Below are 21948 nucleotides of genomic sequence, written 5' to 3' on the forward strand. Positions count from 1 at the left end.
CGGATTGCAGGGCGCGCCCGCCTGAGCAGGCTCACGGCGACTTGGTATGTCTCGCGTCGGTTGTTGCACTTTGGAAACTCCAGATTGAGCTTGTCTTTGAAGCGACCTGTGCGTTCCTGATGCACACAGGCCGGCGCGCGATGCAGGTCAGCCCTCGAGGGTTTCCCACATCTCCTTGTCGCGCTGCGCGGTCCAGATGCGAGGGTCGGGGTACTGTGTTGCTTCGTCGTGCGCTCGCGTGACGTCGAAGGGCATGCAATGGTCGAAGATGACCCAGTCGCCAAACTTCGGCTTCAGTGTGGCGTAAGTCTCTTTGTAGATGGCGTTCAAGTCCTTGCCTTCGCTGGAACCGGACTTGACCTTGCTGTAGAGCTCGCTGACGAAAGCGCGGGTTCCTGCCAGACCGTCGGCCACTTCCTGCGGCGTCTTGAGAGCAGCGCCTCGGCCAGGAACCAGCTTTTCGGGCTTCAGTGCGGCGATTGCATCGAGCGTGGCAGGCCAGTCCTGGAAATACGCATCACCTGCATATGGAGTTGCTCCGTACTCGACCAGGTCGCCGGAGAGCAGAGTCTTTTCCTGAGGAAGCCAGACAACCGTATCGCCCTTGGTGTGCCCACGACCAAGCTGCAGAATTTGCACTTCGAGCTTGCCCATCCAGAGCGTCATCTTTTTCTGGAAGGTAAGCGTGGGCCACGTCAGGCCGGGCACCGATTCAACCGCATTGAAGAGGCGCGGGAAGCGCTCAATTTCGCTCTTCATGTCCTGCTCGCCGCGCTCGACAATCAGGTCGTAGGTGTCCTGACTGGCGATGATTTGCTCAGCGTTATACGCCGATGCTCCAAGTACGCGGACCGCGTGATAGTGGGTCAGCAGGACGTACTTGATAGGTTTGTCCGTGACTTCGCGAATGCGGCGAATCACATCCTGAGCCATCACCGGCGTCGCTTGGGTGTCGGCAACGAGCACGGCGTCGTCCCCGATGATGATGCCGGTATTGGGGTCGCCTTCAGCGGTGTATGCGTACGCATGTTCAGAAAGCTGTTCGAACGTGACCTTCTTTTCTTCAACGTCCGCGTGGGAAGCAAACTTCTTTTCTGTCGCCATGGCAGAAGACCTCTACAAAATTGATTGAAGGGGACAGGGTGGGTTTTGGCCAGCAACCCCGGCATTGAGAGAATTATACATAAGCGAATCAAATCGCATATAGATAATTTCCCGTACGCCTTAAACTGTCCCCAAAACCTGGGCTGCCAGTCCTGCTTGGCCTCTGCAATCACAGACATCCGAAGCATGTTGGTACATGGGGGCGCTGGCCGCAGACGAGCGGCGGAAAGCGGGGATGAACTGGCGCGACGCCAAGACGCAAGCTTGGATTCATTTCGTGTGATTGTCGGACGGCACACTTGCGCCCGTGGATGTCTTCGGCACTGGGAGGACGCGTTGCGGCGAACTACCGTGAAGCCAACACGCGTGTTGATTGTTCTTGGCGGCCGAATGGGCCGACGTGCCGCACTGATGTGTGCTCGACGTCAGGGCTTCTGTGTTTCGAAGGGTTTCAGAGAGATGGCCCCGCAAGTGAGCCCAGGTTTTTCAGGGTCGCCTGCGCCATGCGCATCAAAGCGATGCAGGGATTTGAAGGGGGGCTTGCGGGAGCGCCGCCGGCGTGCGTTGGAAAGGTCTCAAGTCGCTGACTGGCGACGCCCGAGGCAGCCGCGAATTGTCTTTTCATGTCTCGGGCGTTGCTGTCGCATCGCGATGAACTAGGCCTCGTCGCCCGGGACGGCCGAGTAGCCTAGCCGGTAGGACAGGTCCAGTGTGGTCTGGCGCAGGGTCAACGCAAGTTCCCCATCCCAACTTGTATCGAACGTACCTGCGGGCCCGACCAGAGTGATGGCGAGCGCTATGGACCCCGTGAACAGGAATACAGGTGCCGCGATAGCATTTACACCCGGCAAAGGATGGCCCGAAGTTCGCGTCATGCCTTCCTCGCGAATCTTCCGATACTCCTGGAACAGGTCCTGCTTTTCCGATGTCTTCAGTGCGGTTGCACCGCTGAGCCGTATGCTCTCATCCGCGAGAGCCTTCTGCACCAAGGACTCTGGCATATAGGCCGCCAAAAAGTCGTCCCGTTGCCGTGTTGACGAGCGACATGACCGTGCCGACTCGCAAAGTGAGATGCAGCGGATATGAAGGGTCTTCCTGCCTGACGACGACCGGTCCGTTTGGCCCCCAAGTCGTCAAAAAAACGCTTTGTCCGGTTTTCGATGCTAGCGCCAATACGTCTGCCTCGGCTTCGCGCAGAGGATTCAATCGTTGCAGCCCGTACAAGCCAAGGCGCAGCGCGAGGGGACCTGGGGCATAATCGCCTGATGGCTCCATTCGCTGTACCAGTTGAAGCTTGATGAGGCTCACCAGATACGGGAAAAGTTTGGCCGGAGACATGCCGGTGACCCGCGAAATTTCTTTGAGCGGCATGGGCGAGTCAGATTGCGTGAGTGCCAGCAGAATTTCGCTGCCCACTTCAACTGACTGGATTCCCCGCTGGGCTTTTTCGGTGCTTTCGGTGTCCATTTGCGTATCTTGTTGGATTCAGAATCCAAGTGCCTTACGGTGACCAGGAAGCCGGTAAAATCGGCGAAACATAATGTGTTCGTGCACAGAGGATTGCATGGTAACGAAGCAGCGGGCAAAAGAAAATCCGGAAAGCCTCGATTCAAGTGCCCGGAAGGAGCAACGCGGCATCCAGAGCATGGAAGTTGGTGGCCGCTTCCTTCAGTATCTCGCGGACGCTGGCGAACCAGTGACACTTGCGGAGCTCAGCGCGCGCAGCGGCATCCCCACGAATCAGGTGTTCACCTATATGGTGAGCCTGCTTCGTACCGGCCTCGTCAAACGGGACCCCGTCACCTCGCGCTTCGAGCCAGGGCCTTTGTCTCTCCGCATGGGGTTGCATGCGCTTCGCATGGTGCCCGCAGTCCGTAACGCAATGCAGCCTTCCACCGACCTTGCGACGCGCGTCGAGCAAAGTGTGCTTCTCGCCGCATGGGGAGACCGTGGTCCAACCGTTCTGCAAAGCATTGAGCCCGCCGCCTCGCTGCATGCTGGTGTTCACGTCGGCACAGTGATGTCGCTCACGCATTCGACGACTGGCCGGGTGTTTGCTGCATACAAGCAGAGTTCCACGCTCGGCGAGCTCGTTGGTGCGGACTTCGGGTCGCAAACGCCTGATGGCGAGCGTCTGACTATCACGCAGTTCGACGCCATTCTGGCGGATATTCGAAAGCGAGGCGTCGCGCGAGGAGAGGGCATGCCGATTCCAGGTATCAACAGCATCAGCGCACCGGTTTTTGACAACAACGGAGAGATTGTTCTTGTTTTGACGCTCTTCGGAGTTGCCGGGAATTTCGACGTTTCCTGGAAAGGCCCGCTGGTTACCAGTCTTCTTGCGACCACCAAGCTGTTGACCGAACAGAATTCCGCGCCGACTGTACCGGCCGTCTAGGCACGCTCGTTCCATCTGATTCGCCGTGCGCTTCCTTTGCCAGCTGGCGTCCACCCCGGTTATGTGCTCCGCCGGCATTCCGTTAGGTCCTTGCCAACTGTGCGGTTTGGCGAGAAACCAGCGACGAAAACACGACTGCGACTAGAAAAAGGCCGAAAGCACAGCCTATAAAAACGGGCGGCGCTGAAAATCTGTCGATAAACCACGCGGCGCAAGCAACGCCTATTGATTGCCCAAAGAAAAGAAAGCACGAAAAGAGTGACACGGCGGTTCCGCGCACGCTCGGTGCCATCTGCGTGGCATGGGTCTGCAGCGTGTTGTGCAACGCGTAGAAGCCAAATCCAGCCATGAAGCACGCGGGCAACGCGAGCAACCAGGTGTTGAGAAGCGCGAGTCCGCCGTATGACACTGCGAGACAGGCACCGCCAAGCCTCGCCAGATTGGCTTCTCCCAAGCGACGGACCAGGACGCGCGCGCATCGGCTGTACGTTAAGCCGCCAACCCCATAAAGGGCCACAATCGCGCCCGCCCTCGACATCGGAAGTTCGAAGGTCCCGTGCAGATAGGTCGGGATGAACGATAGCGCGCTGAACGCGAGCGAGCCTTCGATGAAGGTGACGAGGAGCACTGTTCGAGCCCAAGGAATCGCCAACACCTCAAAAGCACGGTACGCGAAACGGCCGGGGGGCGATTTTCCCGTCATGTCCGACGAATTGACTTCTCGCAAGACGAAGAGCCCCGCAACCAGATAAATCAGGGCCAGCGAGGCAAACGAGATTCGCCAGGCAGCGGCGTCGGCGAGTAATGCCCCTAGCCACTGACCGGCAATCATCCCGAAAACCGTCGCGCCGAGCAGCCGTGCAAGGACTTCCTGACGCCGTTCATAAGGCACTGTGTCGCCAATCCACGCCATAGTTAAAGGCACTATTCCCGCGGCCGCAGCCCCGGACAATACCCGGGCCACGACTAATTGGCCCATATGAACGGACAATGCTGCACCAAGGTTACCTACCGTGCAGGCGAGCGTGGTCAGAGCGATTACGCGAACTTTTCCGAACTTGTCTCCCAAGGGCCCGAAGACGAGTTGCGTAAGGCCGTATGCGAGGGCGAACGCGGAAATTGCCAGGGCGGCGCGCCCCATGTTCACACCAAACTCCGCCTGCAACGACGGTAGCAGCGAATCGCAGACCCGCATTGACGCCATGCTGGCAAAGCAGCACGCGCTCAGAAGCCACAACATTCTCGCGGACAAACCGGTCTCCTCAACGATGCAATCGCTGTACGTAGCAGCTCACTCGCACTTTATTATATATACGCAATCATATGCGCGTAAAACAAAACTGCTTGATGGTGCTGCGGGCCGCCAGGCAAAGCGAATTTCGAGGCAAGGCCGGCCAATTCGAACTTGCTGGTCTGGGCCTCTGCGACGCATAGCCCGAGTTCCGGTAGTTCTGAGACTCATCTATCGAACCAGTCGCAGGCACGGTAAGTGTTTACCAGCACTTCGAAGCCGTTTACGGTCTAGGCCGACTTAGATAGGTACAAACGAGAATTATATATTGGCGAAGTGAAACGTTAATATGTAATCAAGAAGCGTGGACCTGCCATGATGCGGTTGCCTTCTGAGTGGGTTGGCGGTCAGTGAGGTTGCGTAGGTACTTCGACTGACAGCGGACCACAACTGAAAACAACTGCACTGGAGTTTCTGATGACAACGCGAAGTTCAGTCGGCACGGTCCCTGCACCGACGAATCCCCCATCTGTCGGCACCTCGGATGACAGTCTGTTTCGCAAGGTGACGCTGCGAATCATTCCGTTTCTCTTCTTCTGTTACGTAATTGCAATCCTGGACCGGAACAACATCGGGTTCGCTCAGTTGCAGATGAAGCACGACCTTTCCTTTACTGACGCCGCGTACAGTTTGGGCGCAGTGTTCTTCTTTGTCGGCTACGTTCTCTTCGAAGTGCCCAGCAACATACTTTTGCATAAGTATGGAGCCAGGAAGACCTTCGCACGAATCATGGTGTTGTGGGGCGCGTGTTCGGTGGTGATGGTCGCGGTATCCAACAGCACGCAGTTTTACGTCTTACGCTTTCTTCTCGGTGTATTCGAGGCCGGCTTCTTCCCAGGCATCGTTTTATATCTGACGTACTGGTTCCCGGCACGCCGTCGCGCAGGAGCGCTATCCGTCTTTTATGCTGGTGTCGCCGTCGCCGGTGTGCTTGGCGGTCTGGTCTCAGGCTGGATTATGCGCGGCATGGATGGGGTCCATGGTGTCCACGGGTGGCAGTGGATGCTGGCCATCGAGGGTGCTCCCGCAATCCTGCTGGGTGTTATCGCATTCTTCTTCTTGAAGGACAGGCCGTCCGCTGCACCGTGGCTTAGCGCAGGTGAGAAGCGGCGGCTGGAAGACGTGCTGGCGAATGACGGAAAGCCTGCTGAGCATAGCCATTCCCTGCTTGCGGCAGTGGGTAACCCGTACGTCTATGTGTTCGCGTTTGTGTACTTCTGCCTGACCTCGGGCATCCTCCTGTTGCTGTTCTGGATGCCGACGATGATTCGCGAATTCGGAATTACCGACATCGTTCAGATTAGTCTGTACTCGGCAATCCCGAATGCAATCGGTGCTGTGGGCGTTATTTTGATTGCTCGTCGTTCCGACCGACGGAACGAACGCAAATGGCATTTCATCGTCTGTGGCGCTGGCGCCGCTGCAGCGCTGGCGCTACTGACTTCGCATGGCCTGGGCTTCGCACTATCCATGGCGCTGTTGACTGCGGCGGCCGTATTTATTTACGCGGCTCATCCCATCTTCTGGTCTGTGCCCGCTAGCTTCTTTCGCGGTTCCAGCGCTCCTGCGAGCATCGCGCTGGTCAGCACTATCGGGGTAACCAGCGGAACCATCACCCCGTATCTAATCGGTCTTATCAAGACCTACACCGGAAGCATGAACAACGCGTTCTATTTCATTGCATTCATGCTGCTTCTTGCCTGCACAGCGATGTTTTTTGCGTTACGGTCCGAACGGGCGAGGAATTTGCATAAAGCGTGAACTGGGAGCCGAAAATGAGATGCACCGGGCGCTCGGAGCTCCAGCGCCCGTTTTGTTTTTTGGTACGGGCTAACGGCGCGGTTTCGTAGCAATTTCCGAATCGCAGTGCGCTATGGTTTCGCTAGAGAGAGAGGGGGGGCGACGCGCCCACCAAACTGGCTACCGGTCTGAAATGGTCACCAGCATGAGATGCCGACGACCATTCGGATTACCTGACCACGAGCGGGTTGATAAGGTACGCAGCCGCACGGTCGGCTAAGCCGTCAATGCTTTGCACGAGGCTGCTCTCAACTCGAAACGCGTCATGCGCTTCCGCAAGATTCTTGAACCACAGCGCGGCAAGCACGGTGGGCACTACCGGCTCTGCCCATAGGCGTTCACGCTTCGCGGTTTTGGTCGTCCAATTGAGCGATGTTGTCGCAGGCGTCGGTTGTTCCTTGTCGGATTCGACCATTACCTTCTCGAACTCGATTCGTGAGACACCTGCCTTTAGAGCGGCGACGACGATGACCTTCACGCCTGTGTGCTCTTCGGCTCCATCCTCGTGGTCGACCACGCAAAGCGTCCATCCGCGCAGGAAGTTTGGCTCATCTTCGGGAATGTATCGACTCCCGACCGCGGAACGTTGTGCTTCGGACATGAGCTCATCGCTTTCGAAGCAGAGCTCGACGATGCCATCGACATCAAAACATCCCGAACTACCTCCGGACTTCCAGAGAGTTTTCTCGACCCTGTTTTGCGTGTATTTCGAAATGCCATCCATGCACAAAGCGAGTTGAGCATGGCAGCCAGACCAGTACGCACGGAAGTCGCTTACCGAAGTGCCTTCCTTGCGCGCCAGCAGAGTCATACGTTTAATCATGTCGTCTCCAGAGTAGGTGAAGTAAGCGGTACCGGCGACAGACCGCCGCGTCGCCAGAAATTCGATGACAAAGGTGGCGAGCGCAGCGCCTGCATACAAGGCCACCAACCGCATCCAAACACAAGGGCACACGCGTTTCCCATCGAGTCCTCAATCTACATCCGCCACAACGAAATCCGGTATAGGGATTGTACCTACGCAAATATGTACGCGTATATGTAATTACGGCGTATGATTTGACCATGGCCCAGAAGACGGGGAATGATTATGAGGACGCACCTGAAGGGGTCGCGCCTCGCTATCGGAGATGCGTGATGGAGCAGGAAAGCGAATACAGCTGTGACGTGCTTGTTATTGGTTCGGGATGCTCGGGAATGTCCGCGGCAATCACGGCCGCGTCTGAGGGGCTCAATGTTCTCGTTATCGAGAAAGAGCCCAAGTTCGGCGGCTCAACAGCTCGCTCGGGCGGTTGGCTCTGGATTCCGAATACGGCACTTGCAAAGGTGCAAGGAATTTACGAGGCAGAAGATGCGGCGCGAACGTATCTCCAGCACGAGGCGGGTTCGAGCTTTGATGGTGAGCGCGTCGACGCCTTCATCAAGAATGGGCCGGAAGCTGTGGACTTCTTCACAGCGAAGACAGCTGTACGCTTCGACATGCCTCTCGTGTTTCCCGACTATCACGCCGAGGCGCCCGGCGGTACGCAAGGTGGTCGTTCCATGGTCACTCGTCCGTTTGACGGCCGTGAACTCGGCACGGCAATCAAGGACCTCGCTCCTGCGCTGCCCGAACTCACCGTATTCGGAATGATGCTTGGTTCGGGCAAGGAAATTGTGCACTTCATGCGGGTGACGAAGTCAATCAAGTCCGCCTGGTACGTCACCAAGCGTCTGTCGCGCCACTTTGCAGACGTTTCGAAGCATGGTCGCGGCATGACGCTGACGAACGGCAACGCGCTTGCCGGGCGTCTCGCGAAGTCGCTCTTCGACCTGAACGTTCCTCTTTGGCTCAACACCAAGGCGCTCAGCCTCACCAACGACAATGGCCGAATCACCGGAGCGGTCCTTGACCGGGCCGGTTCGAAAGTACGGGTGACCGCGAACCGTGCTGTTATTTTGGCGAGCGGCGGTTTTCCGTACGACATCGAACGTCGCAAGCAACTCTTCCCCCACGCTCCGACAGGCTCCGAACATTTCTCGCCTTCTCCGACCGGTAACACGGGCGACGGATTGCGCATGGCTGAAGCAGTCGGCGGTCAAGTGACGACAACGCTGCCGAACGCGGCTGCCTGGGTGCCGGTTTCGACGCTGACCAGAAAGGACGGAACAACAGGCATCATGCCGCACTTTATCGACCGCGCGAAGCCGGGCGTTATCTCCGTGCTACGTGACGGCCGTCGGTTCACGAACGAAGGCCACTCGTACCATGACTTTGTGCAAGCGCTGGTGAAGTCGACGCCGGCGGGAGAGGAGATTTCCGCTCATCTCATCTGCGACCACAAGACTCTCCGAACGTACGGCCTGGGTAGTGTTGCTCCGTTCCCAATGCCCATTGGCCGCTATCTGCGCGTCGGCTACCTGACGAAAGCATCAACCGTAGACGAGCTGGCCGAGAAGATTGGCGTCAATGCGCTCAACTTCAAAGAGACGGTGCGAGGCTATAACGCCGAGGCGCGACTAGGTCGCGACTCACTCTTCGGGAAGGGAAGCACAGCATATAACCGTTATCAGGGTGACGCTCTTCATTCGCCGAATCCGTGTGTAGCGCCTATCGAGAAAGGCCCTTTCTATGCTCTCAAAATTCGCATCGGTGACATTGGCACATTCGCTGGCCTGAAGACTGATTCTTCATGCCGCGTGCTCAGCTCCGACGGCGCGCCAATCCACGGGCTGTTCGCGGTTGGCAACGACGCATGCAGCATCATGGGCGGGAACTACCCCGGCGCCGGCATTACGCTGGGACCGGCGCTGACTTTCGGCTACATCGCAGGCAAAGCAATCGCATCTACCACGGAGGTTCGGAAGGAAGACACTGTGATGGACGCTCCGGCTACCAAATTTGCAGTGGTGTCCCATTAACGAAGCGTAGGAATTCCGATGGGTGTGCATTGCCGCGGTTGCTGTTGCCCAGCGGCCGCGGCTTTTTTTCGCATGTCGGACCTTGTCGAGAAAACGCGACGTGCCGACCGGTTGGCATCACCAGGTCCGGGACGATGCTCGCAAAGGAGGGGAGATATGGAGGCTGCCGAATGCGTCGAGCAACTTGCTCCGGGAAGAACTAGGAAGCAGCGTGGAATCCATGCGATGGAGGTTGGAGGGACGCTTTTGCAGCATCTGGCTGACGCCGGAAAACCTGTTTCGATGCTGGGGCTGAGCGCTGCAACCGCCTTACCTTTGAATCAGGTCTTCACATACATGGTCAGCTTGGTTCGCACAGGACTGGTTAGACGTGATTCAACGACCCACAGCTTTGAGCCCGGACCACTTGCGTTGAAGCTTGGCCTGCGAGCTTTAGCGCAGCTCCACCCATTGCATAAGACGGTGGAGTTGGCCATTGAACTGCTTAAAGACGATAATCACGGCGCGTTTGTGGCGATATGGACAGACCATGGCCCCACCGTCATTCGATACCACGGCCCCGAAATGTACCTGCATGTCGGCTTGCATGTGGGGTCGGTAATGTCCATCGCCCACAGCAGCACAGGACGACTGTTCGCCGCGTTCCTTCCGAGGCAGACGATAGAACCGATGCTTGCTCGTGAAGTTGCGAAGGCCGATGCGGTCTCAGCGCGATGCTTTGTCGAGGTAATTGAGAACTTCGCAGGAGATGTGCGGGGCACACATCTGTCACGAACGCTGGGTGTGCCAATCCCTGGCGTCGACAGCCTGAGCGCGCCTGTTTTCGACCGCGGGCAGATGGTGCTTTCAGTTACCATTTTCGGCCCGTCAAGCACGCTGGATACCTCTGATACCGGAACCGTTGCGAGCGGACTGCTTCAGCTTTCTGAAAAGCTGTCTTCGTAACGCCTTGGGAATCGAAGACCCGGGTGTCCATGCCTGCCCAGCAAGCTGGTGGAAAGGATGATTGGAGGGAGGTTCTCGAAAATGTGCAGCCTCTGGTGCTGGCGTCGGCACGTGCTATCTGCAAACGGATTTCGCCGCGAGAACAGCGAAGGACTCGCTTCTGACTGCTCCGGCGTAGACGCTGTTGTGTCAAAAAAGCCCGATGGGCGGGCTTTTGCAAGATAGACCTTAGATAGCTAGAAATCCACCATCTACCGCGAGGGTTACCCCCGTCACGTAGCGCGACATTCCAGACGCCAGGAATATCGTCGGGCCGACGAGGTCCTCCGTTTGGCCAACCCGACCCATAGGGATGCGTGACATAAACGCCTCGAGACGCGCCGGATTCTCGCGTGTCGCAGCCGTCATAGGGGTTTCGATGACGCCGGGCGCCAATGCATTTACGCGTACCCCGTGAGGCGCGAGTTCGGCCGCTAGCGACTGCGTGAACATCTTGATTGCACCTTTGGACGGGGAATAGCCGAGGCTAGCGCCTTGTCCAGCATAAGCGGCGATAGACGCAACGTTGATAATCACGCCTTTGGTCGTCTTGATAGCCTCAAGAAACGCGTGAGTGACATTGAACGTCCCTTGAACGTTCACGTCCATCACTTTCTTCCAGTTCTTGACTGCATTCGGGCTTGTCGAGTTCTCACGAATAATGATGCCCGCATTATTCACAAGCAGGTCGACACAGCCGATGTCGTTGGAGACCTTTTCGGCAAGGGTGTAACAAGCGTCTGCGTTGGTGACATCCAGCTCGAACGGCCACGCTTTCCCACCTTCCTTCTCAATGAGCGCGGCGGTTTCCCTGACGTGTTCGAAAGCAATGTCGCTAACCACAACCTTGGCGCCGGCCTGAGCAAGGCCGAGCGCGAGTGCACGGCCATTGCCTTGTCCTGCGCCGGTTACGAAAGCCACGCGGTCTTCGAGCAATCGTGGCGCGACGTATTGAGGGAACGACATGATTTCTCCTTGATGTCTGATGGATATACGGTTAGCAATGCTGCTGCGTTAGTGTTTCACATAAACATATATGGTTGCATTGGTGTAATTACCCACATCCAGACACCACATCGCCATCGATATTGCGATAGCGCTGATGCGTTGCTTGCGACTTAGCGTATGGCTCCGGCTGGAACCCGCATGGTGTGTGGGTTCTCGCCGTCCGATGGTCTTTGAGATGAATGTGAAGCTGCGAGATAGCGATTTGCACCTATGCAAAAGCAGTGGCGAATGTTTAATTTTGTGGCGTAGTATCTGGGCTATCGGGGGAGGCAGCCCTCCCTCAAGACAACGAGCGCCGCAAATAGGTCAATCATGCGCGCCGCGCGTAACACGGTGCATTTCTCTCGAATCCAGTGAGAGTAAATCGCTACACCGATTCGTTGTCCTACATATAGAAAGCCGAATTGTCCGTGTTGCCCACGACAGGCCGCGACAAGTGATGGCAATCAGACGCCGCCGCTGACGACTCGGACTAGAAAATTATTAAGGAGACTTTTAATGGCGAAGAAGAGAGTTGTTCGATGTGCAGTAGGTGCGAGTCTTGGTTTGGCTGTTCTTCCTGCATTTGCTCAGTCGAGCGTGATTCTGTACGGCATTGTCGACACGTCTATCACCTATCAAAACAGTCAAACAACTCTCGGCTCGACGACGCCAGGAAGGTCCAACGTTCGCATGCAGTCGGGTGTGTGGAACGGAGACCGTTGGGGGCTTCGTGGCACAGAGGACCTCGGTAACGGTTATCAGACGTTGTTTGTCCTGGAGTCGGGTTTCAATCTCGCGAACGGCGGGCAGCAGTTCACGAATGCCATGTTCGGTAGGCAGGCACGCATCGAGTTGTCGAACCCTGCCTATGGTGCCCTGTCAGTGGGCCGTCAATATAGCGCTTACTACGTGATGCTTTCGCCGTGGGTTCCCGCGTTCTATCAGACCGGGTACGGTTCGCATCCTGGCGACCTTGACGGCTTGGATACCTACTATCGCTCCAACAACGCGATTTCCTATACGACGCCGACGTTCTACGGCATTACAGCAAGTGGCCAATTCGCACCTGCCGGCGTGCCCGGGAGCTTGAATCAGGGGTCGACTTGGAGCGGTGGACTTCAGTACAAGGGTGGGAACTTCGGTCTTGCTGCAGGCTTCTGGCGCATCAATAACTCAACTCCTGGCGGTGGCCCATACGGCGCGGAATCTTCAGTGAACTCGTCCGGTCAGCAGGGGGTATCAGCCATCACAAATGGCTACAGCCAAGCCCAGGCTCAGCAGCGTTTTGCTGTCAATGGCGGCTATGTCTTCAACCAGAACTGGGACATCTCGTTCGCATATTCGAACGTGCAGTACATCCCGGGCGTGAATTCCAAGTTCACCGACACGGCCGTCTGGAACACGGTAGGAAGTGTGCTCCATTGGAAGCCGGCCGTTGCGTTCGATTTGGCACTTGGCTACAACTACACGTGGGCTTCCAAGGCGAACAACGTCTCGGACGCAGCCAGGTATCACCAGGTCGTTCTCTCCCAGTATTACGCGCTTTCGAAGCGTACAGGTTTATACGCGCTCGAAGGATACCAGCGTGCGTCGGGCCAGACGCTGGGTAACCCGGGAACCGGCGCAATTATTAATGCCACACCGGCCATCGGTGACAGCTTCCAGACTACCCCGGGGGCGAGCCGCTCCTTGGTCGCGGTCAGTCTGGGTGTCGTGAGCAAGTTCTGATTGATTGAAACGACGATGGGATGAAACGCCCATCGAATGCTGAAGCAACAGGTTGGAGACATCATGAAAGCAATTCGTGTCATCGCAGGAATCGTAGCCTCGCTCAGTTTTGCTGCGGCGGCCCCCGCCGCGTCGGCGCAGGAAATAAAGATTGGCTTTAACGGCGACCTTTCTGCGTCGCCCTCGGCACAGAGCGGACAAGCCGCTGTCCTAGGCATGCAAGCTGCAATAGCTGATGTAAATGCGGCGGGTGGACTGCTCGGCAAAAAACTGACGCTCGTCGTGCGCGACGACGTATCACAGCCGCCCAAGTCCATCCAGAACATGACGGACCTCATCGACAACGAAAAGGTCGTTGCCGTCTTCGGTCCGACGAACTCTGGAAACGCAATGGCATGGAAGCACATCGTCAATCAGAAGAAGATGCCGGTGATTGACAATGTCTCGTCGGGAACGGACATCACCAAGCCGATGAGCCCCGGTGCGGACAACTACATGTTCCGCGTCTCGATGGTCGACCGTGAGCAAGTCGCGGCGCTGATGGCGTATGTGAAGAAGACGGGTAGTGCGAAGAAGGTTGGCTTCATGACCGAGACGACAGGCTATGGTCAAGGTGCTCTCAAAGACATGAAGTCCATCGCCGAGATGCAGGGAATCACTCCCGCTGCCATCGAACAATTCGGCGTCAGCGACACAGACATGACTTCCCAGTTGAACAAGCTCAAGGAAGCAGGTGTCGACACAGTCATCATCTGGGCGCAGGGTACTCCTATCGCTCAAGTCATGCGGAGCATGGAGAAAATCAACTACTACCCGCGTACGCTCAGTTCCTGGGCGGCGGACAACATAACTTTCTATGATGCAGCCGGAAAGACGTTGGCAGAGAAGCCACTTTTTCTGCGTACCGTCAGTGAAAATCGGACCCCGGCCCAAGACAAGCTGTTCACCCGCGTTGGGTCTCAGCTGAAGGCTCCGGGTTCGTTCTCGTTTGCGCTGCACGGCTACGACTCCGTGATGATTCTAGTTCAGGCAATCAAGCAGGCGAACAGTACAGACGGCTCGGCAATTCGTGTGGCGCTCGAGAACCTCAATGCACCGGTGCAAGGTCTGCTTAAAACCTACAACAAGCCTTTCAGCAAGACAAATCACGAAGCACTGGTAGCAAAGGACTTTGTTTGGGTGCACTGGAAAGATGGCCGACTCGTGCCGTACAGCGATGCGCTCGTTGCGTCCCTGACCCCGGCCGACTACAAGCAGTAACGGTCCCATTGATGATGGCGGCACCGCAGGTGCCGCCACAGCGGAGAACACTCATCATGGAAGCTATCTTTCAGGCGTTAATTAGTGGATTGGCGGTCGGCGGCGCATATGCGCTTGTGGCGCTGGGCTTCAGCATTACGTTCACTACGACGAAAACGCTCAACTTCTCGCACGGCCAGTTCGTATCGAGCGGCGCATTCGTTGGAATGAGCGCGATGCTGCTCCTCTTGGGCAAGCCAATCACCTCGACAAGTTTCGGCGGGGTAGTTCCTGGCGTGAGTGCGCAATTGTTGGCGCTGGTTGCCGCACTCGTCGTGATGGGCGCGCTCGGTTGGTTGTTGTATGCCATCGGCGTGCGTCCTTTCGCAAAACAGCCTGGAATGGCGTGGGTCATGAGCACTCTCGGGTTCGGTGTGGTCCTGGACAGCATCGGGCTGGCCATCTGGGGCCCCAAACCGGTTGTGGTGCCGTCCCCTGTTGGTGACTCCGTGATTCAACTTTTCGGAATCGGCGTGCGTCCGCAAGAGCTGCTTCTCCTGGCGGTGGCCGTCCTCGTGATGATTGCCTTTGACATCGTCATGCGAAAGACGATGGTTGGAAAGATGATGCGCGCTGTCGCCGCCAACGGTAACGTCGCGAGCCTGATGGGCATCAACACGAATGCAGTGATGATTGGTTCCTTTGTGGTGAGCTCGGCGTTGGCTGGACTGTCTGGCTTTCTCATTGCACCCATCACGCAGGCGTCTCTCTTCATGGGCCTGGCCATTGGGCTGAAGGGCTTTTCTGGCGCGATGGTAGGTGGTCTCAACAATCCCCGCGGTTGCGTTATCGGTGGCTTTGCTCTCGGAGTGTTCGAGTCAACGGTCAATTTGTGGCAGGCGCAGTGGCGTGAGATTGCGGTGTTCGCTGTGGTGATTCTCGTCCTTGCTTTCAAGCCGACGGGCCTCTTTGGCAGCCGCCTCGTGGAGAAAGTATGAAAAAGTACAGCCATTTGGCAGGCGTATGCGCCATCGCGGTCGTGCTTGGCGCCGCCGCGCTGTCCGTCGGGAATGACTATTACCTGCATATCGCGTTCATGATGTGCGTCTACTACCTGTGCGCCGCCGGCATGAACGTCCTTGTCGGCTTCGCAGGGCAGAAATCGCTCGGTCAAGCTGGGCTCTTCGGAGCGGGAGCTTACGCAGTCGCACTTCTCACATCGCAGACGGAAATCAATCCGTGGGCAGCCATGGCCATCGCAACGGCCATCTCGGGCGTCTGCGGGGTGCTCATCGCGCTGCCGTCGCTCCGCGTCAAAGGGCCGTATCTGGCCATGGTCACACTCGCGTTCGGTATCGTTGTGGAACGGCTGGTCAGCGACTGGACGGATGTGTTTGGCGGAGCCCAAGGCATCTACGGGATTCGTAGCCCGGAAATGGGTGGGCAGCCGATGTCGCTCGGTCAATGGGTGTGCGTCGGGCTCGTTTTCTGTGCGGTTACTCACCTGTTGCTTCGCAACCTGCTGAATGGAAGGTTTGGTCGTGCATTCCTCTCGCTTCAGGCTGACGAGATTGCATCGTCGTCGGTGGGCGTTCGTGTCTATCGAGGCAAAGTGATTGCCTTCGTGATTGCGGCGGTCACGTGTGGACTTGCTGGCGCAATGGTCGCTCAGCAAAACCAGTACATCAATTCCGATTTTATTTCGTTTCAGCTCTCCATCTTCATCCTGTTGCTCGTCCTTTTTGGCGGAGCGGGAACGAAGCTTGGACCCGTGGTTGGCGCAATCGTCCTGACCCTGCTAGACGCACTTCTTGCACGTTGGCCTTCAGTTCAACACACGCTGTATGGGCTGCTTCTCCTGTTTGCGCTCTATGTGATGCCCGGGGGAGTTGTCGGCGCGCTGTCGAAGCTGGTCGGACGCAAGAGTCGAGACTCGAAGGAAGAATACGCTGCCCCGGGCGGGCAGGTTACGACGCTCTTGCGCGGCGGTCGGCCGAACAGCGCAGAACTGCTGACAGTCACGAAGCTCTCGAAAGCATACGGTGGCGTGAAACCGGCTCAAGACATTTCGTTCGCCTTGAAGCGGGGTCATATCCACGCGCTCATCGGCCCGAATGGTGCCGGGAAGAGCACGATGATTAACATGGTAACGGGGGTCGTCCGTCCGGACAGCGGGTCGATTCGCTTCAACGGGAAGGAGATTGGCGGAAGCGCGGTTCATTCCATCTGTTGCCAGGGGATGGGTCGTACTTTCCAGAACCTGAGGCTCTTCGCCGATTTGTCGGTTCTCGACAACGTAATGCTCGGTCGGCACAGCCGGATGAAAAACGGCATTTTTGCTTCCTTGTTTGCGACCCCGAAGGCGCGTCGCGAGGAGGAAATTACGAGGCTACGTGCCCTCGAACTCGTTGAGCTCGTTGACCTGGGCCACCTGGCGAGTCGCCCCGCAGGGAGTCTGCCGTATGGCCTGCAACGCCGGGCCGAGCTCGCCCGTGCACTCGCCACAGAACCGCAGTTGCTGCTCCTCGACGAGCCGGCAGCGGGCTTGAACCCGCAGGAAACGGCCGAGCTTGGGCAACTGCTCCTTCGTATCAGCAAATATGGCGTGAGCATCCTGATGGTCGAGCACCACATGGACCTCGTCATGTCGATTTCCGACCACGTCATCGTGCTTGACTACGGCATCAAGATTGCCGAAGGCAAGCCTGCAGACGTCCAGGCCAACCCCCGCGTCGTCGAAGCATATCTCGGCGTCGACGAAGCTGAAGCCGCGTGAGAGAGGAGCAACGATGCTCAAAATCGATTCAGTAAAGGTCTCTTACGGCGCTATTCAGGCCGTGAAGGGTGTGAGCCTCGAGGTGAGGGAAGGCGAAGTCGTCACCATCATCGGCGCGAACGGTGCCGGGAAAAGTAGCCTTCTAAAGAGCATCGCGGGGCTGCAGGCGGTCTCCTCTGGCCGCATCACGGTTGGCGGTCGCGACTGCACCCAGTTGCCTGCACACATGCGCCTTGGCCTCGGGATTGCCCTGTCGCCTGAAGGTCGCGGCGTGTTTCCCGACCAGACCGTGCGTGAGAATCTTCTTCTCGGAGCCTATTCCCGCAAGCAGCCGATGTCCGCGACCGAAGCGGCGATGGAGCGTGAGTTCGACCGGTTTCCACGTCTTCGCGAACGCCAGAACCAGCTCTCGGGAACGCTTTCCGGGGGCGAGCAGCAAATGCTCGCCATTTCGCGCGCATTGATGAGTCAGCCGCGCATGCTTCTTCTCGATGAGCCTTCGTTGGGCCTGGCTCCGCTGGTCATCCGCGACATTTTCGATGCCATCCGTAGTCTGCGCGAGGAGGGCCTCACCATTCTGCTGGTCGAGCAGATGGCGAAGCAGGCATTGGGCGTCGCTGACAGGGCATATGTACTTGAGGTTGGCAACATTACGCTGGAGGGGTCTGGGCGCGACTTGCTGAACGACCCAAAAGTCAAGGCGGCATATTTGGGCGCGCATTGACCGCGCCGAGCTTTCGACCTAAGTCACGACATTGGAGGATTGATGAGCACGGTACGCATGGGGCTTATTTCAAAGAAGCCCGAATGGTCGAACGATGAGTTTTACAAGCATTGGCTCGGCCATCACGGCCCGTTGGTGAAAAACGCACCTGGACTTAGTCAGTATTGGCAGAACCACATTGTCGACCGTGTTCAGCGCGGAATCGACTTCGAGCGGGAGCCGTGGGAGTTCGACGGTTTCTCGCAACTGTGGATTTCGGACCCGAACAAGCCGTTCGGAGAGGGGGAGCTGCCGCAAAGTATCATCGAAGACGAGAACCATTTCCTCGGCCGCCTTCATATCCTGACCGTCAGGCAGACGACGGTAGTAGAAGTGCCGGAAGACGCGTCTCGTGCAAAGCTCAAGAAGCGGATTTCTCTCATCCGCCGTCGCCCCGAGCTTTCGGAGCAGGACTTTCTGAACGAGTGGAAAGTACATGCGGATTTCTTTCGCACGATGCCTGGCGTCAAAGGCTATCGGCAGAACGCGGTAGTGCAGCGAGAGCTTCAGAAAGGCACGCCTTGCAGTTACGACGACCTACCCATTGATGGGGTCGTTGAGTTCTGGTTCGAAAGCACTGAGTCGCTGCAAAAGGCATTCGAATCAGAGGTCGGCTTGAAGACGATGGAACATGCGAAGACATTCCTCGCCGGCATCACTGCGTTCCTGGTCGAGGAGCACCGAATCATCTGACGTCGCCGGAATTGAGTGGGCACCCGCGTCCCGGCGATGGCGCGGGCTGCGGTTGTGGTGCTGGCGTAAGTGGATTACGTTTTGTAAATTAAGTTAGGAATGCAGAATCAAGTTCATCAAGCAATTGGCGAAACACCGATGGAGGTCGTCATGAAGCGTTCAAGTCGTGCAGGGCTGCTTGCAGCCGTGGCAATTCTGTTATCCGGTGCGGCAGCTCCCGCGCTTGCGTCCACGCCATTTCCGGGTGGAGTATGGAGCCCGGGCAATCCGACTTACGGGACTGCATTAGACAAAAGCGTCCCGGTCACGATGAGCGATGGAACAGTGCTCATGGTCGATGTGTCCTACCCCACCGACTTGCATACCGGTGCTCGGGCGAAGGGTCCGTTCCCTGTCATTCTCACTCAAACGCCATACCTCACGAATCCGTCCACGGCTGGTGATTACTTCGTTCAGCGAGGCTACATCTATGTGACAGCGTCGGTCAGAGGGACACGGAATTCAGGCGGCGAATTTTCCTTCTTCGGGAGCGACGGGAAGGATGGTGCCGAGATAGTCCAATGGGCTGCCACGAAGCTGCAGAACTCTAACGGCACGATTGCTCTGCAAGGCGGTTCTTGGTCAGGACTGAACCAATATACGACGGCGCTGGCAGCCGGAAAAAATTCACCAATCAAAGCTCTGGCGCCGTTTTGTGCAGGGGCGGAGTTTTACCGTGAGACGTATTTCGCGGGCGGCATCCCGACTCAAACGGGCCAATTCCCATTGGGTTTCGGTGCGGCGGTTGGTAACAATCATGGCGCGACCGCCTATGGCCAGTCTATGGTCGACGAAATCAACGCGGGTGGTCCCAGGGCTTATGACAGAGACTTCTGGAAGGTGCGCTCTCCCGGCACGTTCGCTCGGCAACTCGCAGACCTCGACATTCCGACTCTGATTTGGAGCACGCACCAGGACATTTACGCGGAGAGTTCTATGTCCATGTACGCATATCTGCAGAACGCAAGAAGCAGCCAATACGTCTACGGCCCTATGCGTCCGAATCAGGATGTCACCGGCCGCTATCAGGTGATTATCAGCCAGGGCGGTCACTGTCAATTTGACGAGCAGACGACCGGGCAGAACATTGCAAACAACATCACGCTGGAATGGTTCGACACCTGGCTTAAAGGTAAAAAGACGGGGATGGCCGACACGAAGCAGCCGGTCCACGTCCACGAATTAATTTCCAACAACTGGATTAGCACCTCGGCTTACCCTGTTGCGCCTGTGTACAAGCAATACTTCCTGACGCCACGGGGAGTTCTATCGAAGAAGCCTTCGAATCAATCCGCGGAAGTTAATCTACTTTGGGCGCAGCCAGGCGCCGGTAGCACGGCCCAATTTGATGGGCCGGTTCTGAAAAAGGGAGCGACGCTTGCCGGCCCGATGAGCGCGTCATTCTACGCCTCGTCAACAACGCCGAATCTGGAACTCATCGCGACGGTGCAACTGGTGGGTCCGGATGGGACTGTTACTCCGCTTTCCAGTGGTACCGTTCTTGGCAGTCTCTCGAGGAACGACCCGAATCGCTCGTGGCTCGATAAGAACGGCGTGCCTGTGAAGCCTTACGGCGAATACTTCGCAGACCACTACGTACCCGCCGGTAATATTGGTCGTTACGACTTCGTCATTTCGCCGAAGTTTGCCTCAATTCCGGCGGGAAGCAAGGTCCGACTCATTGTCAGCACTCAGACTCCGACGCAGCAGTCGAATGGCATCGGGACGCCGCCTCCGGCAAACTCGCAATGCTCGCCCGTACTCGGCACGGATGCGTGCTTTCCGACGCATCCTCAGGTGGTCTCTCTGACGGGAAGTACCGTCTCACTGTATGTTGGCGCAAGCCTCCCGTCGTCCTTGAATTTGCCTTTGCTCAAAGCAGGCTGCTTCAAGTCTGAAGGCAACACGAGCCTCCCATACTGGGACTCTGGTTCGGCGAAGAAGGAAGGTCCCGTGTGTCAGGAGGCAGACGACGACTGAGCGGGGTTCGATGCGGTAGGTAGTTCGCCCCGTCCTAAGGGACGGGGCGTTTCGCGGGGGTCGGAAATCTTCGATTCAACGGGTCGTCGCAAAGCGGTCAACTCCCTTGGTGCGTTCGGTCCATATGGCATGGCGAGCGAATCGACTACACGGCGCCTATTCAGATGTCTGGGTGTCGGCTGCTCGCCCCAACACCGCGGCGGCAGTCGTTACCGGGTGCGAACCTCAGGGCGGATTCGATTCACAATCACTATGCCGATGGTGGTCCAATATTCTGACGCTGCTTGCTCAATCTTCATGGACTCGTGGTCGACGATACTTGCGTTCATCGGGCTCACCAGAAAATCTTCAAGGTCTGCGAGGCTTGAAAAGCTCATAAGGCTTATTCCATCAAGCGTCGCGGCGTCAGGGTGAAAAAACGGCTGGCCGGGTTCCTGACCACCGATGTTGTGAAGCTGGGCATAACGTTTCACCAACTGACCGCCTTGGCAGTGACTGCCGGCATAGGTGCCATGGTCCTCGAGCCACCACTGCTGGAATGATTCGCGCGCCTCGTTTTTTCGACGCACATGTAGCTTGACCAATGTGACTGCTTCATTTCCCGATTCACTGGGAATGATGATGTGCTGCCGGGCAAGTACCGGCGCGATGTCACGAAACATGGTCAAGTCTTCGGGAAGAATTTTGGTGCGCACTCGCTCGTTAGCGAACACAGCTGCGATGTCATCGATGCTCTCAAAGTTGAGATACGCGACGCCGTCCCAGCGCGGCCGTTGATACGGTTCAATGTGTCCGAGAATTGTCGGCCAGAGCATCCCGCTTTCGTCGACTGGAGCGCGGTATGGGGGCGCGTTAAAGCTTGTTGGCCCTGGAGCGAATCGATGCAGTTGTTCATAACGCAGCAGTCGCTCCAAGCTGCGGTCGTCGTGCTCTTCGATGTAGGTGAAACGAACGCCATGCACCTTTCGCCAATACTCGCCCCAATGCTCGAAGCTGACGTTGGGATTACTCTCGAAACCAACGGCGGAAGAGTTTTTCGCCGGGTCTCGTAATGGACGGCCAGACGTGTCGAGCGTGTAACCATCCCCCACTCGACGTACGTCGGGTGGCGTCGTATCCGCACGGGAAAGCAACGAAAAGAGAACTGTCAGCGGCTCGCTTCCACCTGGTCGAGTTTGGACGTAGGGCGGTCGATACAGCTTTTCGACAACGAAGTTAGACATGGGTTGACCTTCGAAGGATTTAACAGACAAAAGTGGGAA

The 21948-nt window shown here is 57.2% G+C and carries 18 protein-coding genes; 11 read left to right on the forward strand and 7 right to left on the reverse strand.

Annotation, left to right across the window (positions count from 1 at the left end):
* Positions 1–147 precede the first annotated feature (147 nt).
* The 3 genes from OKW43_RS18265 to OKW43_RS18275 all read right to left on the reverse strand — a co-directional run bounded on the left by OKW43_RS18265 (position 148) and on the right by OKW43_RS18275 (position 2571).
* Positions 148–1104, reverse strand: coding sequence for an MBL fold metallo-hydrolase (locus OKW43_RS18265; RefSeq protein ID WP_116117929.1), 957 nt, complete (start codon positions 1102–1104; stop codon positions 148–150).
* A gap of 656 nt (positions 1105–1760) precedes the next feature.
* Complete coding sequence (locus tag OKW43_RS18270) at positions 1761–2090, reverse strand: IclR family transcriptional regulator domain-containing protein (RefSeq protein WP_429448885.1); 330 nt, start codon at positions 2088–2090, stop codon at positions 1761–1763.
* Positions 2068–2571 carry an IclR family transcriptional regulator gene (locus tag OKW43_RS18275; RefSeq protein WP_429448887.1) on the reverse strand — a complete coding sequence of 168 codons (504 nt, stop codon included), beginning with the start codon at positions 2569–2571 and terminating at the stop codon, positions 2068–2070. The genes OKW43_RS18270 and OKW43_RS18275 overlap by 23 nt, the downstream gene beginning before the upstream one ends.
* A gap of 97 nt (positions 2572–2668) precedes the next feature.
* On the opposite strand from OKW43_RS18275, the gene OKW43_RS18280 reads away from it, so the two are divergent.
* A complete protein-coding gene (locus tag OKW43_RS18280) occupies positions 2669–3502 on the forward strand; it encodes an IclR family transcriptional regulator (RefSeq protein ID WP_429448889.1) in 834 nt (277 codons plus the stop codon).
* 82 nt (positions 3503–3584) lie between these two features.
* On the opposite strand, the gene OKW43_RS18285 is transcribed toward OKW43_RS18280, so the two are convergent.
* Complete coding sequence (locus tag OKW43_RS18285; protein ID WP_429448891.1) at positions 3585–4754, reverse strand: MFS transporter; 1170 nt, start codon at positions 4752–4754, stop codon at positions 3585–3587.
* A gap of 456 nt (positions 4755–5210) precedes the next feature.
* Between OKW43_RS18285 and OKW43_RS18290 the strand changes: the two genes are divergently transcribed.
* Positions 5211–6554 carry an MFS transporter gene (locus OKW43_RS18290; protein ID WP_429448893.1) on the forward strand — a complete coding sequence of 448 codons (1344 nt, stop codon included), beginning with the start codon at positions 5211–5213 and terminating at the stop codon, positions 6552–6554.
* Positions 6555–6762: 208 nt separating this feature from the next.
* Here OKW43_RS18290 and OKW43_RS18295 read toward each other — a convergent pair whose 3' ends face one another.
* Entirely contained in the window at positions 6763–7521 is a 759-nt protein-coding gene (locus OKW43_RS18295; RefSeq protein ID WP_429448895.1) for an EthD domain-containing protein, read from the reverse strand.
* A gap of 209 nt (positions 7522–7730) precedes the next feature.
* Here OKW43_RS18295 and OKW43_RS18300 point away from each other — a divergent pair, with 209 nt between their 5' ends.
* Both OKW43_RS18300 and OKW43_RS18305 read left to right on the forward strand, forming a co-directional pair.
* Entirely contained in the window at positions 7731–9494 is a 1764-nt protein-coding gene (locus OKW43_RS18300; RefSeq protein ID WP_429448897.1) for an FAD-dependent oxidoreductase, read from the forward strand.
* Positions 9495–9650: 156 nt separating this feature from the next.
* Positions 9651–10439: an IclR family transcriptional regulator gene (locus tag OKW43_RS18305; RefSeq protein ID WP_429448899.1), complete on the forward strand. Its 789-nt coding sequence runs from the start codon at positions 9651–9653 to the stop codon at positions 10437–10439.
* A gap of 228 nt (positions 10440–10667) precedes the next feature.
* On the opposite strand, the gene OKW43_RS18310 is transcribed toward OKW43_RS18305, so the two are convergent.
* Positions 10668–11444 carry an SDR family NAD(P)-dependent oxidoreductase gene (locus OKW43_RS18310; protein ID WP_429448901.1) on the reverse strand — a complete coding sequence of 259 codons (777 nt, stop codon included), beginning with the start codon at positions 11442–11444 and terminating at the stop codon, positions 10668–10670.
* A 540-nt stretch (positions 11445–11984) separates the two neighbouring features.
* Between OKW43_RS18310 and OKW43_RS18315 the strand changes: the two genes are divergently transcribed.
* The 7 genes from OKW43_RS18315 to OKW43_RS18345 all read left to right on the forward strand — a co-directional run bounded on the left by OKW43_RS18315 (position 11985) and on the right by OKW43_RS18345 (position 20686).
* Positions 11985–13196 (forward strand): porin, encoded by a 1212-nt coding sequence (locus OKW43_RS18315; protein ID WP_429448903.1) that lies wholly within the window; start codon positions 11985–11987, stop codon positions 13194–13196.
* Between the two features lie 63 nt (positions 13197–13259).
* A complete protein-coding gene (locus OKW43_RS18320; RefSeq protein ID WP_429448905.1) occupies positions 13260–14456 on the forward strand; it encodes an ABC transporter substrate-binding protein in 1197 nt (398 codons plus the stop codon).
* 53 nt (positions 14457–14509) lie between these two features.
* The gene (locus OKW43_RS18325; protein WP_429451719.1) at positions 14510–15433 is read left to right on the forward strand and encodes a branched-chain amino acid ABC transporter permease; all 924 of its coding nucleotides are present in this window, start codon (positions 14510–14512) and stop codon (positions 15431–15433) included.
* The gene (locus OKW43_RS18330) at positions 15430–17211 is read left to right on the forward strand and encodes an ABC transporter permease subunit (RefSeq protein ID WP_429448907.1); all 1782 of its coding nucleotides are present in this window, start codon (positions 15430–15432) and stop codon (positions 17209–17211) included. Before OKW43_RS18325 ends, OKW43_RS18330 begins: the two co-directional genes overlap by 4 nt.
* A 13-nt stretch (positions 17212–17224) precedes the next feature.
* Positions 17225–17935 (forward strand): ABC transporter ATP-binding protein, encoded by a 711-nt coding sequence (locus OKW43_RS18335; protein ID WP_429448909.1) that lies wholly within the window; start codon positions 17225–17227, stop codon positions 17933–17935.
* Between the two features lie 42 nt (positions 17936–17977).
* Complete coding sequence (locus OKW43_RS18340; protein WP_429448911.1) at positions 17978–18667, forward strand: EthD domain-containing protein; 690 nt, start codon at positions 17978–17980, stop codon at positions 18665–18667.
* Between the two features lie 150 nt (positions 18668–18817).
* A complete protein-coding gene (locus tag OKW43_RS18345) occupies positions 18818–20686 on the forward strand; it encodes a CocE/NonD family hydrolase (protein ID WP_429448913.1) in 1869 nt (622 codons plus the stop codon).
* A gap of 209 nt (positions 20687–20895) precedes the next feature.
* Here the strand turns inward: OKW43_RS18345 and OKW43_RS18350 are convergent, their stop codons facing one another.
* The gene (locus tag OKW43_RS18350) at positions 20896–21909 is read right to left on the reverse strand and encodes an EthD domain-containing protein (RefSeq protein WP_429448915.1); all 1014 of its coding nucleotides are present in this window, start codon (positions 21907–21909) and stop codon (positions 20896–20898) included.
* Between the last annotated feature and the right edge of the window lie 39 nt (positions 21910–21948).

The organism is Paraburkholderia sp. WC7.3g (genome assembly GCF_050436345.1).
Lineage (GTDB): Bacteria > Pseudomonadota > Gammaproteobacteria > Burkholderiales > Burkholderiaceae > Paraburkholderia > Paraburkholderia podalyriae.

Bases quoted from the DNA above. Each gene is read 5' to 3' on its own strand.
- OKW43_RS18265 (WP_116117929.1), bottom strand. From the start codon at position 1,104: ATGGCGACAGAAAAGAAGTTTGCTTCCCACGCGGACGTTGAAGAAAAG.
- OKW43_RS18275 (WP_429448887.1), bottom strand. From the start codon at position 2,571: ATGGACACCGAAAGCACCGAAAAAGCCCAGCGGGGAATCCAGTCAGTT.
- OKW43_RS18280 (WP_429448889.1), top strand. From the start codon at position 2,669: ATGGTAACGAAGCAGCGGGCAAAAGAAAATCCGGAAAGCCTCGATTCA.
- OKW43_RS18290 (WP_429448893.1), top strand. From the start codon at position 5,211: ATGACAACGCGAAGTTCAGTCGGCACGGTCCCTGCACCGACGAATCCC.
- OKW43_RS18300 (WP_429448897.1), top strand. From the start codon at position 7,731: ATGGAGCAGGAAAGCGAATACAGCTGTGACGTGCTTGTTATTGGTTCG.
- OKW43_RS18305 (WP_429448899.1), top strand. From the start codon at position 9,651: ATGGAGGCTGCCGAATGCGTCGAGCAACTTGCTCCGGGAAGAACTAGG.
- OKW43_RS18310 (WP_429448901.1), bottom strand. From the start codon at position 11,444: ATGTCGTTCCCTCAATACGTCGCGCCACGATTGCTCGAAGACCGCGTG.
- OKW43_RS18315 (WP_429448903.1), top strand. From the start codon at position 11,985: ATGGCGAAGAAGAGAGTTGTTCGATGTGCAGTAGGTGCGAGTCTTGGT.
- OKW43_RS18320 (WP_429448905.1), top strand. From the start codon at position 13,260: ATGAAAGCAATTCGTGTCATCGCAGGAATCGTAGCCTCGCTCAGTTTT.
- OKW43_RS18330 (WP_429448907.1), top strand. From the start codon at position 15,430: ATGAAAAAGTACAGCCATTTGGCAGGCGTATGCGCCATCGCGGTCGTG.
- OKW43_RS18335 (WP_429448909.1), top strand. From the start codon at position 17,225: ATGCTCAAAATCGATTCAGTAAAGGTCTCTTACGGCGCTATTCAGGCC.
- OKW43_RS18340 (WP_429448911.1), top strand. From the start codon at position 17,978: ATGAGCACGGTACGCATGGGGCTTATTTCAAAGAAGCCCGAATGGTCG.
- OKW43_RS18345 (WP_429448913.1), top strand. From the start codon at position 18,818: ATGAAGCGTTCAAGTCGTGCAGGGCTGCTTGCAGCCGTGGCAATTCTG.
- OKW43_RS18350 (WP_429448915.1), bottom strand. From the start codon at position 21,909: ATGTCTAACTTCGTTGTCGAAAAGCTGTATCGACCGCCCTACGTCCAA.